The organism is Bacillus sp. TSO22, assembly GCF_020223595.1.
Classification (GTDB): Bacteria; Bacillota; Bacilli; order Bacillales; family Bacillaceae; genus Bacillus; species Bacillus inaquosorum.
On sequence record NZ_JAHAWO010000004.1, the window covers coordinates 42,271 to 56,101 of the forward strand.

The following is a 13,831-nucleotide window of genomic DNA, read 5'->3' on the forward strand; positions in this document are numbered from 1 at the left end:
ATCAGAAGCATCCATATACAAAGGGGAGAGGCAGATGAAAGGGAATTTTTACAGCCTGTTTGTGCTGATCGCGGCTTTTTTCTGGGGAACTACGGGAACTGTTCAGGCGATGGCTCCAGAAAGCTCCACACCGCTGGCATTCGGAGCGTTCAGATTATTAATAGGAGGAAGCGCCATGCTGCTTGCGGTTTGGATCAGCAGGGAGCTTCATGTGAAAAATTGGTCATGGCCGCTCGTGTTATCAGCAGCAGTTTGTATGGCGTGTTACCAGCCGCTGTTTTTCACAGCCGTTAAAGAAACCGGAATCGCTGTGGGGACTGTGATTGCGATCGGCAGTGCACCTATCATTGCCGGGAGCATGGAGTGGGCCATATTGAAAAAACGCCCGCGAAACTCTTGGTGGATCGCGACTGTACTGGCTTTAGCGGGTTGCTGGCTCCTGTTTTCCGACAGTTCCAATGTTCGGATTGATGCTGCTGGTGTTCTAATGGCGCTTGGAGCGGGTGCTTCTTTTGCGGGCTATACACTAATCAGTAAATCGATGATGAAAACCCAGCCTCCGCGAGCGACTTCCGCCGTTGTCTTTATGATCAGCGCCATCTTGCTGACGCCGCTTTTATGGCAGTCAGATATCTCGTGGATATTGACCCCGAGAGGACTGGGAACGAGCCTTTACATCGGGTTAATTGCAACATGTGCCGCTTACTTTTTGTTTGTGAAAGGGCTTACCGGGGTTCCGGCCTCGGCGGCGGTCACGCTGTCTTTAGCTGAACCGCTGACGGCCTCATTGCTGGGCGTGTTATTCATAGGGGAAATGCTTTCACTTTCCTCGTGGCTCGGCATTGTACTTATGCTGCTGGGGCTTCTGGTCATTTCCGCTGCGCCTCGTAATCAAAAAACGGCTGAGACAGCTCACATGTCTTAATAGATTCACTAAGCTTGGCCTCATTTTACAAGAATAGCGGGGCTCACAGCAAAATGATAAAATCCTCTTTTCTTAATGGAAAAGGGGATTTTGCACATGGCGAAAATCCCAAAACAGCAGCTCGTTTTGGGATTTTTCTAAGTTATTCCGCTAATTTTTCTAAATTGCCGTTCCGGTCCATTTTGAAGGACGGAGAGGCATGTTCATCTTCTTCAAATAAAACTAGCTTTCTGGCTCTATTCATAATTTTTACCAAGGTTTCATAATCTTCTTGGATTGTTTTTTGGTCTTTTTCAAGCTTTTGAACTTCTGCCTCAAGCTGTTCCGTTTTGCTTTGCAATTCCTGATTTTCTTTCTTTAAACGTTCATTTTCCATTTTTAATGCCGATGATTGCTCGTTATTGCCTTCGTAATTCTGCAGGAAGCGGATCACATCATTCATTGTCATCTCAGGCGCAGCAGCAGGCGTTTGAGGAGACAATAAGTGTGATAGACTAGCTAACTCTTCCTTAAAGCTTTCATCCACAAAAGGCATGTGTTCGCCTGACATTAAAGGCTGCTGCTCATTTTCGGCTGATGGTGCGTCCGTTTTGGCCGGCTCCTCTGCAGCGGTTTCTTGAATGATTCCAGGATCAACCGCAGGAGGCTGATATAATAGTCTTTTTTTCGCTGGCTGCCCGTTTCCGAGCGCTCTCATCCGCTGTTTTCGCTGTTTTTTCGCAAGCTGTAGCGCTTTTTCATATTGATGGCGGACTACCGCGTTCCATCTGAATCCGCAGGCTGCGGATGTCCGGTTCAATTTATCACCGACTTCTTCAAAGGCGTTCAGCTGGGTGCTGCCCTCCCTCACATGCCGAAGCACTGTTTCGGCTAAAAGCAGATCATTTTCTTCTGACCAAGCGTCTTGTCGCTGTTTTGTCATTTATCTCAACTCCCATTTTTCTTTTCATGGTATTAGAATGTCCAGTATGGAAAACATTTATACAAGTTGGCTGAAAGAATAGGAGATACGAAGGATGGAGCGGCTTGCAGGAACAGTCGAATCCTTGTAAAATGAAGAGTGATGTGATTTTTTTGAAAAGCGATTTTAGGTTATTCACATAGATGAACATAGAAATGAAGGGAAGCGTACGTCATGGCTAATGAATTTCGAGTGTGTGATGATTGCCAAGCCACTAATATCAAAACATTGCTGCCGCGTTTAAAAGAAGTGGACCCGGACGCAAAGGTTGAGGTAGGATGCCAATCTTATTGCGGGCCCGGACGGAAAAAAACATTTGCTTTTGTGAACAATCGTCCGCTGTCAGCTCCGACAGAGGATGAGCTGATTGACAAAGTAAAAAAGAAAATAAAAAAGTAAAAACATATTTTCAATAGCCTCGGCCCTCAGGTCAGGCTTTTTTGCTTCATATCATGTGTTTTTCGTAAAGGTGGAACAAATCGCCGGGCAAATTCAAGGATGTTTTCAAAGAATAGAGTCGATATAATAGAAACACGGCTAAAAAAAAGAGGGAATGACGATGGCGTATCCAAATGGAAAATTATCAGAAGAAAAAGTGTTTAAAGATCCGGTGCACCGCTATGTTCATGTACGGGACAAGCTGATATGGGATTTGATCGGAACCCGCGAATTTCAGCGTCTCCGCAGAATTAAGCAGCTCGGCACGACGTATTTGACGTTCCATGGCGCTGAGCACAGCCGGTTCAACCATTCTCTCGGTGTCTATGAAATTGTCAGGAGAATGGTTGATGACGTCTTTAAAGGCCGCCATGAATGGGATGACAGTGAGCGCGAACTCTGTTTGGCCGCGGCGCTGCTTCATGATCTCGGGCACGGGCCGTTCTCGCATTCATTTGAAAAAGTCTTTCACCTTGACCACGAAGATTTTACAAGAGATATCATTTTGGGGGACACAGAGGTCAATCAGGTGCTCAGAAAGGTGAGCCCGAGTTTCCCGCAGGATGTTGCTGAAGTCATTGCCAAAACATATAAAAACAAGCAAGTGGTCAGCCTGATTTCGAGTCAGATTGACGCAGACCGCATGGATTACCTGCAGCGCGACGCATATTATACGGGCGTCAGCTACGGCCATTTTGATATGGAGCGGATCCTTCGGGTGATGCGCCCGCGCGAGGATCAGATCGTCATTAAAGAAAGCGGGATGCACGCTGTCGAAGACTACATCATGAGCCGCTACCAAATGTACTGGCAGGTGTATTTCCATCCTGTGACAAGAAGCGCAGAGGTTATTTTAACGAAGATTCTTCACAGGGCGAAGCAGCTGCACGATGAAGGCTATGTGTTCACTCACGCTCCGGTTCATTTCTATTCTATTTTTGAAGGGAAATTGACGCTGGAGGATTATTTGAAGCTGGATGAATCTATTATTTTGTATTACTTCCAGGCCTGGGAGGATGAAGAAGATGCGATTTTATCCGATTTGTGCCGCAGATTCATTAACCGCCAGCTGTTCCAATACGTTGAATTCAATCCGAACGAAGAAATGTCGGCATATTTTGAGCTGACTTCATTGTTCAAAGAGGCGGGAATCGATCCGAGCTATTATTTGGTCGTCGATTCTTCTTCAGATCTGCCATACGATTTTTACCGTCCGGGAGAGGAAGAGGAGCGTCTGCCGATCCATCTCTTGACGCAAAACGGCCAAATTAAAGAGCTGTCCAGACAGTCGGCTATTGTGGAATCCATTTCCGGAAAACGGCGGACGGACCACAAGTTGTACTATCCGAAGGACCTGATTTGTGACGGCTCTGAACATCCGGAAGCGAAAATGAAAATCCGGCAGCTGCTGGGACTGACATAGAAATTGGAAAGAAGGAAAAAGGAGATGTCGGGAATTTGTTGAAAGAACATGCAAAACTGATGAAGGTGTTCTCGGATTCTGGAGAAATCATCGGGCGGAAGAAGCTGCAGAAAATGATTTATATCGCTAAAAAAATGCAGTTTCCTTTCTATGAGAAATATGATTTTCACTTTTACGGACCGTATTCAGAGGAACTGACGCTCCAGATTGAAGAGCTGTGCAACCTTGGATTTCTGCATGAGGTGAAGGAAAAAAAGGGCGGCTACTTTCAATACCGTTATTCACTGACTGAGACAGGCTCCGCGTTTTTAGACCATGCTGATCTGGATATGCCGGATATTAAAGGCTATATCGACAGTGTAAACAGCCGTTCATCACGGTTTTTAGAGCTGGTTTCCACGATCCTTTACTTTGACGGGCTTGAGGCTGAGGAAAAGAAAGAAAAAGTCTTTACAATCAAAAGCAAGCAAAAATATACAAATGAAGAATATGACGAAGCGCTTCAATACATAGAAGAACTGAAGCAGATTTGTTAACTATACCAAGCAAAAGAAATGATCCGTTTCTTTTGCTTTTTTTGTTGACAAAAGTTGCTAAGGGATCTATTGTGGATATTAGTTATCCATAATGAATCGGGAGTGAATATGATGAAAATGAAATCAGGAATGGAGCAGGCAGTTTCTGTCCTGCTGTTATTGTCACGGCTGCCCGTACAGTCTTCTTTAACGTCAGAGGCAATCAGCCAGCGTTTGCGCGTGTCTCCGTCTTATTTGAAGAAGCTGATGAGAACATTGGTTCAAGCCGGTTTGGCAGAATCCATACCGGGGGCGAAGGGCGGTTTTACCCTTACGAAGCCTTTGGCTGACATTACGCTCTATGATGTTTATCAAGCGGTTGAAGGCAGAGGTTCGATGTATCAGGGAAAAGGCCTGCTGCAATCCGTATTCGAGGGTGAAAGTAACTGTGTGCTGGAGACAGTCATGGGGGAAATCGAGTATAAATGGGCCAATCTCATGAGAGAAGAATCCTTGCAGCATGTCATGGACAGAGTCGGGGAATTGTATGATCTTGAAAAAATAGATGATTGGGTAAACGAGCAATTGAAAGGGCAATTGCAATGAAAAACAGCGGGCCGTTACAGAAATCAGAATCATCAGGAATATCCGTGCTGATCGTGCTCGCTCTCGGTTTTCTCATGGCTACTCTTGATGTAACCGTTGTGAATGTGGCGATGGCAGATATGAAAAATGCTCTTTCGATGTCACTTTCAGGTGTGACATGGGTTGTGGACGGGTACATCCTTACGTTTGCTTCACTTCTGCTGGCGGGCGGAGCCTTGGCTGACCGTTTCGGCTCGAAGGCGATATATATACTGGGCTTGGCCGTTTTTGTCCTGGCCTCCTGCCTTTGTGCTGTATCAATTAGTGGCCAGATGCTGATTGCCGGACGTCTCATACAGGGAATTGGCGCGGCTTTGTTTATGCCGAGCTCACTCAGCCTTTTGGCGGCCTCTTACCCTGATGAGCGGGTGCGGGCGAAAATGTTTGGGCTGTGGGCTGCCCTTGTGTCCGCCGCTTCTGGCCTTGGGCCCTTTATCGGCGGTGTGCTGGTACAAGCAGCAGGCTGGCAGAGTATTTTTCTGATCAACGTGCCTTTAGGGGCGGCTGCGCTCATTTCAGCTTACCGAATCCTCGACCGCGTGCCGGGAAAAAGCAGGCACGTGAATATCACAGGGCACCTGCTTGGAGTGGCGGCTCTCGGGTTTCTCTCCTTTGCATTGATACAGGGGCCTTCAGCGGGCTGGCGTTCGCCCGTAATTCTCGGTGCATTCGCGGCTGCGCTTTTGGCATTTGTGCTGTTTTTGCTGCGGGAAATCTCTGCGAAAACATCGATTCTGCCGGTATCCTTATATAAAAACGGCCGTTTCTCAGCTGCTCAGTTCGTCGGGTTTCTGCTGAATTTTGCCCTTTTCGGCGGCATGTTTATGCTGAGTCTTTTTTTGCAGGAAGCAAGAGGCGCAAGCTCCTTTATGGCCGGAGTTGAGCTGCTGCCGATGATGGCCGTCTTCGTGATCGGCAATCTGCTGTTTGCCCGTCTGGCGAATCGGTTCGAAGCAGGGCAGCTTATGTTTGTGTCAATGACGGTCAGCTGTATCATTGCATTGCTGTTATTTGTGCTGGTTTCACCGGACTTTCCTTATTGGCAGCTGGCTGTTTTGATGTCTGTCATGAACCTTGGCACCGGCATTACAGTTCCTGCCATGACAACTGTAATCATGCAGGCTGCCGGGCAAAAGCATGCGAATATCGCCGGCGCGGCTTTAAATGCGAACCGGCAAATCGGAGCCTTGGTCGGCGTAGCGGTATCCGGGGTGATCATTCATCTGTCTGCCACTTGGTATGCCGGTGCCGGGTTTACGTTTTTGATGATGGGAGCGGCGTACAGTCTCGCCGCATTGCTTGTATGGCTATTTCTGGCTGCCCATAACGGGACTGCCGCGTCAGAAAAAAATGTAAATCACTGATTGCGCTTTGTGGGAATATATAGTAAGATATAAAAAATTATTGAAACAACAGGCACTGATAAGGACACGAGATGCTTTTTACGGTTTCCAGAGAGGGAAGGACAGCTGAGATCTTCCTAACGCAGGGAAAGCAGCTTACCGCCTTTGAGCCGTATCGGGGAAATCAAGTATCTGATACCGTCATGCTGCGTTACAGCACCTTAAAGCCGATACACCATGTGTGTTGATCGGGAATTTGGGTGGAACCACGGATAATAAACACATTCGTCCCTTTTAGAGGGATGGGTGTGTTTTTTATATGAACTAAATATATGCGAAGAAAAGGACATGAATGATATTTACGGTTTTCAGAGAGGGAAGAAAAGGTGAGAGCTTCCCAGCTTAGGAATATCGTTTACCGCCTTGGAGCAGCATTGGGGAACTGAAGTATCCAATGCCGTCTATGCTGCGTTACAGCACCGAGCCGATAAACATAGCGTTTGTCGGGAACTTGGGTGGAACCACGGGTAAATCACACACTCGTCCCTTTTAGAGGGATGGGTGTGTTTTTTTATGAATTGAATATATGCGAAGAAAAGGACATGAATGATATTTACGGTTTTCAGAGAGGGAAGGAAAGGTGAGAGCTTCCCGGCTTAGGAATATCATTTACCGCCTTGGAGCAGCATTGGGGAACTGAAGTATCCAATGCCGTCTATGCTGCGTTACAGCACCGAGCCGATAAACATAGCGTTTGTCGGGAACTTGGGTGGAACCACGGGTAAATCACACACTCGTCCCTTTCAGCGGGATGGGTGTGTTTTTTTATATACAACAATTGATAAGGAGTGTTTAAAATGAGTAAACATGTACACATTCAGCTTCCGGACGGACAGATCAAGGAATATCCGAAAGGCGTCACTATTAAAGAAGCGGCTGGTTCTATCAGTTCCAGTCTGCAAAAGAAGGCGGCTGCGGGCCAGGTCAACGGCAAGCTTGTTGGTCTCAGCTTCAAGCTGGAGGAGGATGCTGAGCTTTCGATTGTCACACTTGATTCCCAAGAAGGCTTGCAGGTGCTTCGCCACACATCAGCGCACGTGCTGGCTCAAGCGGTGAAACGGCTGTACGGCGACGTGTCATTGGGGATAGGTCCAGTGATTGAAGACGGCTTCTACTATGACATGAAGCTGGAGAAAAGCTTAACATCAGGAGACTTAAAGGCCATCGAAAAAGAAATGAAGAACATTATAAATGAGAACCTTGAAATCAAACGAAATGAGGTTTCTTACGAAGAGGCTGAAGAGCTGTTTGCCAAAAAAGGCGAGCCGTTTAAGCTGGAGATTTTGAAGGATATTCCGCGGATGGAGGACATTGCGCTGTATCAGCAGGGAGAATTCGTTGACCTGTGCCGCGGGCCTCATCTTCCTTCTACAGGAATGATCAAGGCGTTCAAATTGACAAGAGTATCGGGCGCTTATTGGCGCGGAGACAGTGAAAATGAAGTCCTCCAGCGGGTGTACGGGGTTGCGTTTCAAAAGAAAAAAGATCTCGATGCGCATCTGCATATGCTGGAAGAAGCGGCAAAACGAGACCACCGCAAGCTGGGCAAACAATTAGAGCTGTTTATGTTTTCTGAAGAAGCGCCGGGGATGCCGTTTTATTTGCCAAAAGGGCAGATTGTCCGCAATGAGCTGGAACGCTTCTCGCGTGAGCTGCAAACAAAGGCCGGATACGATGAGGTGCGTACGCCGTTTATGATGAATCAGCGGTTATGGGAGCAGTCAGGCCACTGGGATCATTATCGCGACAATATGTATTTTTCAGAAGTTGATGATACAAAATTCGCAATGAAGCCGATGAATTGCCCGGGCCACATGCTCATCTTTAAAAACAGCCTGTATTCTTATCGGGATCTGCCGATTCGCATGGCGGAATTCGGGCAGGTGCATCGCCACGAATACAGCGGTGCATTAAACGGAATGCTTCGCGTCCGTACGTTTTGCCAGGATGATGCCCATATCTTTGTTCGGGAGGATCAGATTGAAAGTGAGATCAAAGAAGCGATTGGGCTAATTGATGAGGTATATCGTACATTTGGCTTCGAATATTCGGTCGAACTCTCGACTCGCCCGGAGGATTCATTAGGCGATGACAGCCTTTGGGAAGCGTCGGAACGTGCCTTAGCACACGTCCTTGAAGAGCTCGGCCTGCCTTATGAGGTTAATGAAGGCGATGGGGCGTTTTACGGGCCGAAGATTGATTTTCACATAAAAGATGCCCTTAAACGGAGCCACCAATGCGCGACAATTCAGCTTGATTTTCAAATGCCGGAAAAATTTGATTTAACATATATCAATGAACACAATGAAAAGGTTCGTCCTGTTGTCATACACAGAGCGGTATTCGGCTCGATCGACCGTTTCTTCGGCATTTTGATCGAGCATTTCGGCGGGGCATTCCCAGTCTGGCTTGCACCGATCCAGGTTCAAATCCTACCGGTTTCGCACGTTCACTTGGACTATTGCAGAAAGGTGCAGGAAGAGCTGAAGCAGCTGGGGATAAGAGCAGGCATTGATGAGCGCAATGAGAAGCTGGGCTACAAAATCAGAGAGTCGCAGGTGCAGAAAGTCCCGTACGTGCTGGTGCTTGGAGATCATGAAGAGCAGGAAGGTGCGGTAAACGTCCGCCAATTCGGACATCAGCAGAATGAACACGTTCCTTTTCAGACGTTTAAAGAAAAACTTGTCAAACAGGTGAAAAATCGAAGTATCTAGGAGAAAAGCTGTAAATTCTCATTTTGCTTTTTTGACTTTCCCTATCCGGAATCAGTAAAATAATAAGTAAATCATATCGTTCGTATGTTATGAATGCATCTCGAAATGGGGAAATCTACATGGACCATGACAAACTGGAAGCAAATTTGCTGGATCACGCACTTACAAAATATTTGAAAAGCACGAAGCAATTAGATGAAGCCACCGTTCCGAAACACGTAAATAATGTAAGAGGATTTATTCTGCGGATCATATACAGGCATGGGAGCTGCACCATAAAGGATATTCTGAAGGAGGTCACACTGTCTCCCTCTGCTACGACCACTGCTCTTAATCATTTAGAGCAGGAGGGATTCATTGAGAGATCCAGAAATAACAATGACCGCCGCACTGTATGGATTACGCTTTCTGAATCGGGCAGGGCAGCGGCTGAGCAAATGATCGAAAACCGCCAGGGACTGATTGACGGCATGTTTGAACGTTTGACAGCCGAAGAGAAAAAGGCGTTATTAGCGATTATTGCGAAGCTGACCCAATAAGGATGGAAAAAGCCGGTGCGCGAAGCGCCGGCTTTATAGAGATTATTCCATATCGCTCAGGCGTTTGCCTGCGATGGCATAATGGTCTTTTTTCATTTCTTCTATAAATACAACAATTTTTTCTTCAGAAGCACCGGTTGTTTCCTTTACGGCTTCTGTTACTTTCTCGACAAGATTGCGTTTTTGCTCGTCTGTACGGCCTTCGAGCATTTTGACGGTTACGTATGGCATGGGTGCTGAATCCTCCTTTATTTCGTTTCCTCTCTTTAGAAAAAGAGGTTTCTTATAGTATACTGAATAAAGTAAATTCTTGCATTTTTAGAAAGAGGGATATCTCACTTGGACCGTTTTTTATATTATCCGTTATCGTTAATGCCATACCTCGTCATCACGTTAATTGTGTCGTTTACCATACACGAGCTTGCCCATGCCTATGTCGCGTACAAATTCGGTGACGATACAGCGAAAAGAGAAGGAAGGCTGACGCTGAATCCCATTAAACACCTTGATCCGTTCGGAACCATTTTGATTCTGGTGGCCGGATTCGGATGGGCGCGCCCTATTCCTGTCAATCGCCGCTTCTTTAAGAAACCTCGGCTTGCCGGCGTGCTCGTATCCATCGCAGGGCCCGTCAGTAACCTGATTCTTGCGTTTGTCGGTTTCTTTTTGTTAGTGTTGATGCATGCATACGGAATGGAGATGCTTGCGGCGTTCAGCACGGGGCTGGATCAGTTTTTTTCCATTTGGATACAGCTGAATCTTGTCTTGTTTTTATTTAATCTGCTGCCGCTTCCTCCGCTCGATGGCTATCGTATTATTGAAGATCTCGTTCCGCCAGGGGTGCGTGCCAAGATGACGCAGGCGGAGAGCTACGGCTTTATCGTCTTTTTGGTTCTGTTTGTGACACCGCTCGGATCTTACGTGCTTTGGCCGCTGCTAAATGCCGGAAGAGATCGGATTTTACAGCTGTTTTCAGCGATATTTCAACCGCTTTTGTAGGAGGTAGAACTCATGGAAGAAAAAAAGAAAAAATCAATCGGGTTTAATATTATCAAAAGTGATCCGACAGATGGACACGGCGGTTTCGGTGTAGGGGCGCTAAGCCTCGATAACATTTCTCCCGTATTCGTCGATGTAGAGGAAAAAGAAGCGTTCGTTGACATCGGCGCCATGCACGCCCGCAGCACCGTTGAAAAAGGAATTAAATTTCTGCCGAATAAAGAAGAAGTTCCAAACGGAAAACCGTACTGGCTTGTGTGGGTAACGATTGACAGAAAAGAAGAGGGGCCATATTACGCTGGTGTGACAGCCTGTGAAATGACGGTCGACAGAAGCATCAGAAGAGGCTACAAGTCGCTGCCTGAGCATGTGAATCTGATGGATAAATCCATGAAGCGGAAAATTATCATCGATAAAATGGACGACAGCTCGAAGCGGGTACTAGGCGAGTTTCTGAAAAAACACGATCAGGGCCTATGGGACCGATCCTCAGATGAATTAAAAACAGGCCTGCTTCCAGAAGACAATTAATTTGTGAACTTTCTGTGAACTTTTAGAATATTTGAACTATTTTTCGTAAACATTGAGTAAACTGGTGATACAGAAACTAGGACATGGAAAATCCCGAGCCGAAACAAGACTCGGGGTTTTTCATTTTTAGGGGGTTATGATGTACGAAACCATTCGAGTCGGAGACTGGGTGATAAAAGCCGACGTAGAAGAAACGAGAAAGCAGTATGAGAAAGATATAGAGGATATGTGTGAATGCGGTAACTGTCTGAACTACTATGAAGCAGTGAACGAACTGCCGGTTGAAAAATTTCATGTCTTAGAAGGTTTAGGTCTCATTCCGTCCAAATGTACAGATATTAATTATCATGGGATTAAAGATAATCTGCACTTTTATATAGCCAGTTATTTTATAGTAGGCCATATTGTAGAAGGAAAACAAGAATTGAACCCGGAAAGGATTGATTTGTCGGGGCATATTTCATTTTCAGAGCCTCGGCACCAAATTTACATTCCTAAGGGTTTCCCAAAACCAATTATTCAGCTCGATTGTGTTACGCTTCTTCCATGGGTAATTGACGAACCATACGAATAACCCGGCCTCCAAGGAGCCGGGTTATTTTTAATGATTCCGCCCCAGCCATTTGTCCCACCATTTTTTCTCGGAAGCGGGTTTTTCTTTGGCTGGAAGCCGGTCTTTTGTTTGTTTTGCGGGTTCTTCTGCCCCGTAGCATACGTTTGATGGCTCAGTGCCTTTCACAAAATACGTGTAATGCTTGGCTGCGCATCCGGGGCCGGATGAGTAGCCTGTTTCTGGATCAATGTACACGCCGGTTACGCCTTTTGGCGGTTTGAACGCAGTTTCCGGTTCTTCTTTGAGCGCATCCTCCATGAAGTCAGCCCAAATCGTTTTTGCATAGCTTTTTTCTTCGACCGAGTCGATGGTGCTGTTTTTGTCATAGCCGGTCCAAACACCTGCGGCCAGCTTCGGATTGAAGCCGATCATCCAGCTGTCTGCGCTTGTGGTTCCTGATTTTCCCGCATATGTTCTTGTCAGGCGGTTGGCGATCGTCCGTCCGGTTACCGACGTATAGCCGTTTAAATCCGTATCAAACATGCCTGTCATCATACTCGACGTGACAAAAGCGGCTTTTTCATCGAGCACCTGTTTATGCTTGCTCCGGTTTTCGTACAGCACATGTCCCGTCGCGTCCGTAACTCTTGAAATAAAAGTCGGTTCGATTTTCTTCCCGCCATTTGCGAGCATGGCGTAGGCGTTGACCATCTCAATCGGACGTACGGGTTCGGTGCCGAGCGCAAGGGAAGGCAGTGCTTGAAGACGCGCAGTGATGCCGAATTCCTTTGCCGATTGTACAAGCTTATTCATTCCGAGAAAGAGATGTGTTTTCACAGCGTAAATGTTGTCGGAAAGCGCCAGCGCCTGCAGAAGCGTAATCGGCTTGTTGGCGTAGTATCCGTTATAGTTGCTTGGAGAATAGGTTTCTCCCCTTGCATCAATTTGAAACTCGGTTTCTTCGCTTTTCATCAAGGTGACTGGCGTAAATCCGCTCTGGATCGCTTTATAGTACAGTAACGGTTTGATCGTCGAAGCAGGCTGGCGCTTCGCCTGTGTCGTCCGGTCAAACGGGCTTTTTTGATAATCCCTGCCGCCGACAAGGGCGAGAACGTTTCCTGTGCGGGGATCAATGGCTGAAAACCCGACTTGAATGTCAGAGCCGGCGTTAACGGTTTCGGTAATGGTCTCCTCAGCGATGCGCTGCATCCGTTTATCTACCGTTGTATAGACGTTTAACCCGCTCGTTTCAATTTGCTCCCGCGTCATGCCGAGCTTTTTCTCCAGCTCTCTCATCGCATTGTCATAGAAATAAGGGGCCTTTCTCTTGGAAACTTGTTTATTCAAAGGCTGATAGGAAAGCGGTTCTTTGATCAGTTCATTCGCTTTTTTATGGCCGATCATCTGCTGCTTTTCCATCATCCGCACAATCGTTTTCTGGCGCTCCTTGGCCTTTGTTTCATTGACATACGGCGAGTAGCCGGAAGGGCCTTTCGGGATTCCCGCCAATAACGCGGCCTCCGCATCCGTCAGGTTTTTTGCATGCTTGCCGAAATACAGGCGGGAAGCAGCTTCAATGCCGTATGCGCCGTGTCCGTAATAAATTGTATTTAAATAGCCTTCTAATATCTCGTCCTTAGAATAGTTTTGTTCCAGGCGGATCGTGTAGAACGCCTCATTCCATTTCCGTTTCCACGTTTTGTCGTGTTCAAGGTATAAGTTTCTCGCATATTGCTGGGTGATGGTGCTTGCGCCCTGAACCTTGGCAAATGCTTTCAGATCTGCAAGCGCCGCGCCGGCCATGCGTTTATAATCAAAGCCGTGGTGATCGTAGAAATTTTGGTCTTCAATCGCCACTGTCGCTTTTACAATCGTCGGATTCATGTCCTTTAAGGGGACCCAATAGCGCTTTTCGCCGTAGTTCGTTTCCCCGAGCTTTGAGCCGTCACTGGCATACAAAATCGTGGATTGCGGCACTTGCACCGAGGGAGCGCCCTGGTATTTGGCTATCAAAATGACAGTCATAAACACAGCAGCTGCCGCCAAGGCCGCAAAAGCCCCTAAAAAGATGAAGGCGCGAACGGTTTTCAGCGTCAGTCTCAGCCGTTTATTTGTCATTGCATCCACAACGGGTTCCCCCTTTTTTTATGTTTCTACTATTATGAGAAAAAAAGATCGTTTTTAA

At 46.8% G+C, this 13,831-nt stretch carries 14 protein-coding genes and 3 other annotated features; of the genes, 11 read left to right on the plus strand and 3 right to left on the minus strand.

Features of this window, described 5'->3' with window-relative positions:
* Positions 1 to 34: 34 nt before the first annotated feature.
* On the plus strand, positions 35 to 925 hold the full coding sequence (locus tag KHQ79_RS05170) for a carboxylate/amino acid/amine transporter (protein WP_225514312.1): 891 nt from the start codon (positions 35 to 37) through the stop codon (positions 923 to 925).
* Positions 926 to 1,067: 142 nt separating this feature from the next.
* Here the strand turns inward: KHQ79_RS05170 and rsfA are convergent, their stop codons facing one another.
* Complete coding sequence (gene rsfA, locus KHQ79_RS05175) at positions 1,068 to 1,847, minus strand: prespore-specific transcription regulator RsfA (RefSeq protein WP_003235937.1); 780 nt, start codon at positions 1,845 to 1,847, stop codon at positions 1,068 to 1,070.
* A gap of 213 nt (positions 1,848 to 2,060) precedes the next feature.
* Between rsfA and KHQ79_RS05180 the strand changes: the two genes are divergently transcribed.
* The 7 genes from KHQ79_RS05180 to KHQ79_RS05215 all read left to right on the plus strand — a co-directional run bounded on the left by KHQ79_RS05180 (position 2,061) and on the right by KHQ79_RS05215 (position 9,563).
* Entirely contained in the window at positions 2,061 to 2,285 is a 225-nt protein-coding gene (locus tag KHQ79_RS05180; RefSeq protein ID WP_225514313.1) for a YuzB family protein, read from the plus strand.
* Positions 2,286 to 2,445: 160 nt separating this feature from the next.
* The gene (locus KHQ79_RS05185; protein WP_225514315.1) at positions 2,446 to 3,747 is read left to right on the plus strand and encodes an HD domain-containing protein; all 1,302 of its coding nucleotides are present in this window, start codon (positions 2,446 to 2,448) and stop codon (positions 3,745 to 3,747) included.
* Between the two features lie 35 nt (positions 3,748 to 3,782).
* Positions 3,783 to 4,283, plus strand: coding sequence for a YwgA family protein (locus KHQ79_RS05190; protein WP_003222046.1), 501 nt, complete (start codon positions 3,783 to 3,785; stop codon positions 4,281 to 4,283).
* Positions 4,284 to 4,394: 111 nt separating this feature from the next.
* On the plus strand, positions 4,395 to 4,868 hold the full coding sequence (locus KHQ79_RS05195) for an Rrf2 family transcriptional regulator (protein ID WP_225514317.1): 474 nt from the start codon (positions 4,395 to 4,397) through the stop codon (positions 4,866 to 4,868).
* Positions 4,865 to 6,271 (plus strand): MFS transporter, encoded by a 1,407-nt coding sequence (locus tag KHQ79_RS05200; protein ID WP_225514318.1) that lies wholly within the window; start codon positions 4,865 to 4,867, stop codon positions 6,269 to 6,271. Before KHQ79_RS05195 ends, KHQ79_RS05200 begins: the two co-directional genes overlap by 4 nt.
* 46 nt (positions 6,272 to 6,317) lie before the next feature.
* Positions 6,318 to 6,546, plus strand: a binding site (T-box leader).
* A gap of 32 nt (positions 6,547 to 6,578) precedes the next feature.
* Positions 6,579 to 6,801, plus strand: a binding site (T-box leader).
* 31 nt (positions 6,802 to 6,832) lie between these two features.
* Positions 6,833 to 7,055 (plus strand) — a binding site (T-box leader).
* A 52-nt stretch (positions 7,056 to 7,107) separates the two neighbouring features.
* A complete protein-coding gene (gene thrS, locus KHQ79_RS05210; RefSeq protein WP_225514320.1) occupies positions 7,108 to 9,024 on the plus strand; it encodes a threonine--tRNA ligase in 1,917 nt (638 codons plus the stop codon).
* Between the two features lie 119 nt (positions 9,025 to 9,143).
* Positions 9,144 to 9,563 (plus strand): MarR family transcriptional regulator, encoded by a 420-nt coding sequence (locus KHQ79_RS05215; RefSeq protein WP_060399745.1) that lies wholly within the window; start codon positions 9,144 to 9,146, stop codon positions 9,561 to 9,563.
* A gap of 42 nt (positions 9,564 to 9,605) precedes the next feature.
* Here KHQ79_RS05215 and KHQ79_RS05220 read toward each other — a convergent pair whose 3' ends face one another.
* Positions 9,606 to 9,794, minus strand: a complete 189-nt coding sequence (locus tag KHQ79_RS05220) for a 2-hydroxymuconate tautomerase (RefSeq protein ID WP_225514321.1) — start codon at positions 9,792 to 9,794, stop codon at positions 9,606 to 9,608.
* Positions 9,795 to 9,902: 108 nt separating this feature from the next.
* Between KHQ79_RS05220 and KHQ79_RS05225 the strand changes: the two genes are divergently transcribed.
* The 3 genes from KHQ79_RS05225 to KHQ79_RS05235 all read left to right on the plus strand — a co-directional run bounded on the left by KHQ79_RS05225 (position 9,903) and on the right by KHQ79_RS05235 (position 11,667).
* A complete protein-coding gene (locus KHQ79_RS05225) occupies positions 9,903 to 10,562 on the plus strand; it encodes a site-2 protease family protein (protein WP_003235922.1) in 660 nt (219 codons plus the stop codon).
* Between the two features lie 12 nt (positions 10,563 to 10,574).
* Positions 10,575 to 11,093 carry a YwhD family protein gene (locus KHQ79_RS05230; protein ID WP_003235920.1) on the plus strand — a complete coding sequence of 173 codons (519 nt, stop codon included), beginning with the start codon at positions 10,575 to 10,577 and terminating at the stop codon, positions 11,091 to 11,093.
* 139 nt (positions 11,094 to 11,232) lie between these two features.
* Positions 11,233 to 11,667, plus strand: coding sequence for a hypothetical protein (locus KHQ79_RS05235; protein ID WP_225514323.1), 435 nt, complete (start codon positions 11,233 to 11,235; stop codon positions 11,665 to 11,667).
* A 27-nt stretch (positions 11,668 to 11,694) separates the two neighbouring features.
* Here the strand turns inward: KHQ79_RS05235 and KHQ79_RS05240 are convergent, their stop codons facing one another.
* Positions 11,695 to 13,773 (minus strand): transglycosylase domain-containing protein, encoded by a 2,079-nt coding sequence (locus KHQ79_RS05240; protein WP_225514324.1) that lies wholly within the window; start codon positions 13,771 to 13,773, stop codon positions 11,695 to 11,697.
* Positions 13,774 to 13,831: the final 58 nt, after the last annotated feature.

What these genes read in the sequence shown, in the direction of transcription:
- KHQ79_RS05200 (WP_225514318.1), top strand. Translation starts at nt 4,865, where the DNA reads ATGAAAAACAGCGGGCCGTTACAGAAATCAGAATCATCAGGAATATCC.
- KHQ79_RS05185 (WP_225514315.1), top strand. Translation starts at nt 2,446, where the DNA reads ATGGCGTATCCAAATGGAAAATTATCAGAAGAAAAAGTGTTTAAAGAT.
- KHQ79_RS05220 (WP_225514321.1), bottom strand. Translation starts at nt 9,794, where the DNA reads ATGCCATACGTAACCGTCAAAATGCTCGAAGGCCGTACAGACGAGCAA.
- KHQ79_RS05180 (WP_225514313.1), top strand. Translation starts at nt 2,061, where the DNA reads ATGGCTAATGAATTTCGAGTGTGTGATGATTGCCAAGCCACTAATATC.
- KHQ79_RS05215 (WP_060399745.1), top strand. Translation starts at nt 9,144, where the DNA reads ATGGACCATGACAAACTGGAAGCAAATTTGCTGGATCACGCACTTACA.
- KHQ79_RS05195 (WP_225514317.1), top strand. Translation starts at nt 4,395, where the DNA reads ATGAAAATGAAATCAGGAATGGAGCAGGCAGTTTCTGTCCTGCTGTTA.
- thrS (WP_225514320.1), top strand. Translation starts at nt 7,108, where the DNA reads ATGAGTAAACATGTACACATTCAGCTTCCGGACGGACAGATCAAGGAA.
- rsfA (WP_003235937.1), bottom strand. Translation starts at nt 1,847, where the DNA reads ATGACAAAACAGCGACAAGACGCTTGGTCAGAAGAAAATGATCTGCTT.
- KHQ79_RS05235 (WP_225514323.1), top strand. Translation starts at nt 11,233, where the DNA reads ATGTACGAAACCATTCGAGTCGGAGACTGGGTGATAAAAGCCGACGTA.
- KHQ79_RS05170 (WP_225514312.1), top strand. Translation starts at nt 35, where the DNA reads ATGAAAGGGAATTTTTACAGCCTGTTTGTGCTGATCGCGGCTTTTTTC.
- KHQ79_RS05230 (WP_003235920.1), top strand. Translation starts at nt 10,575, where the DNA reads ATGGAAGAAAAAAAGAAAAAATCAATCGGGTTTAATATTATCAAAAGT.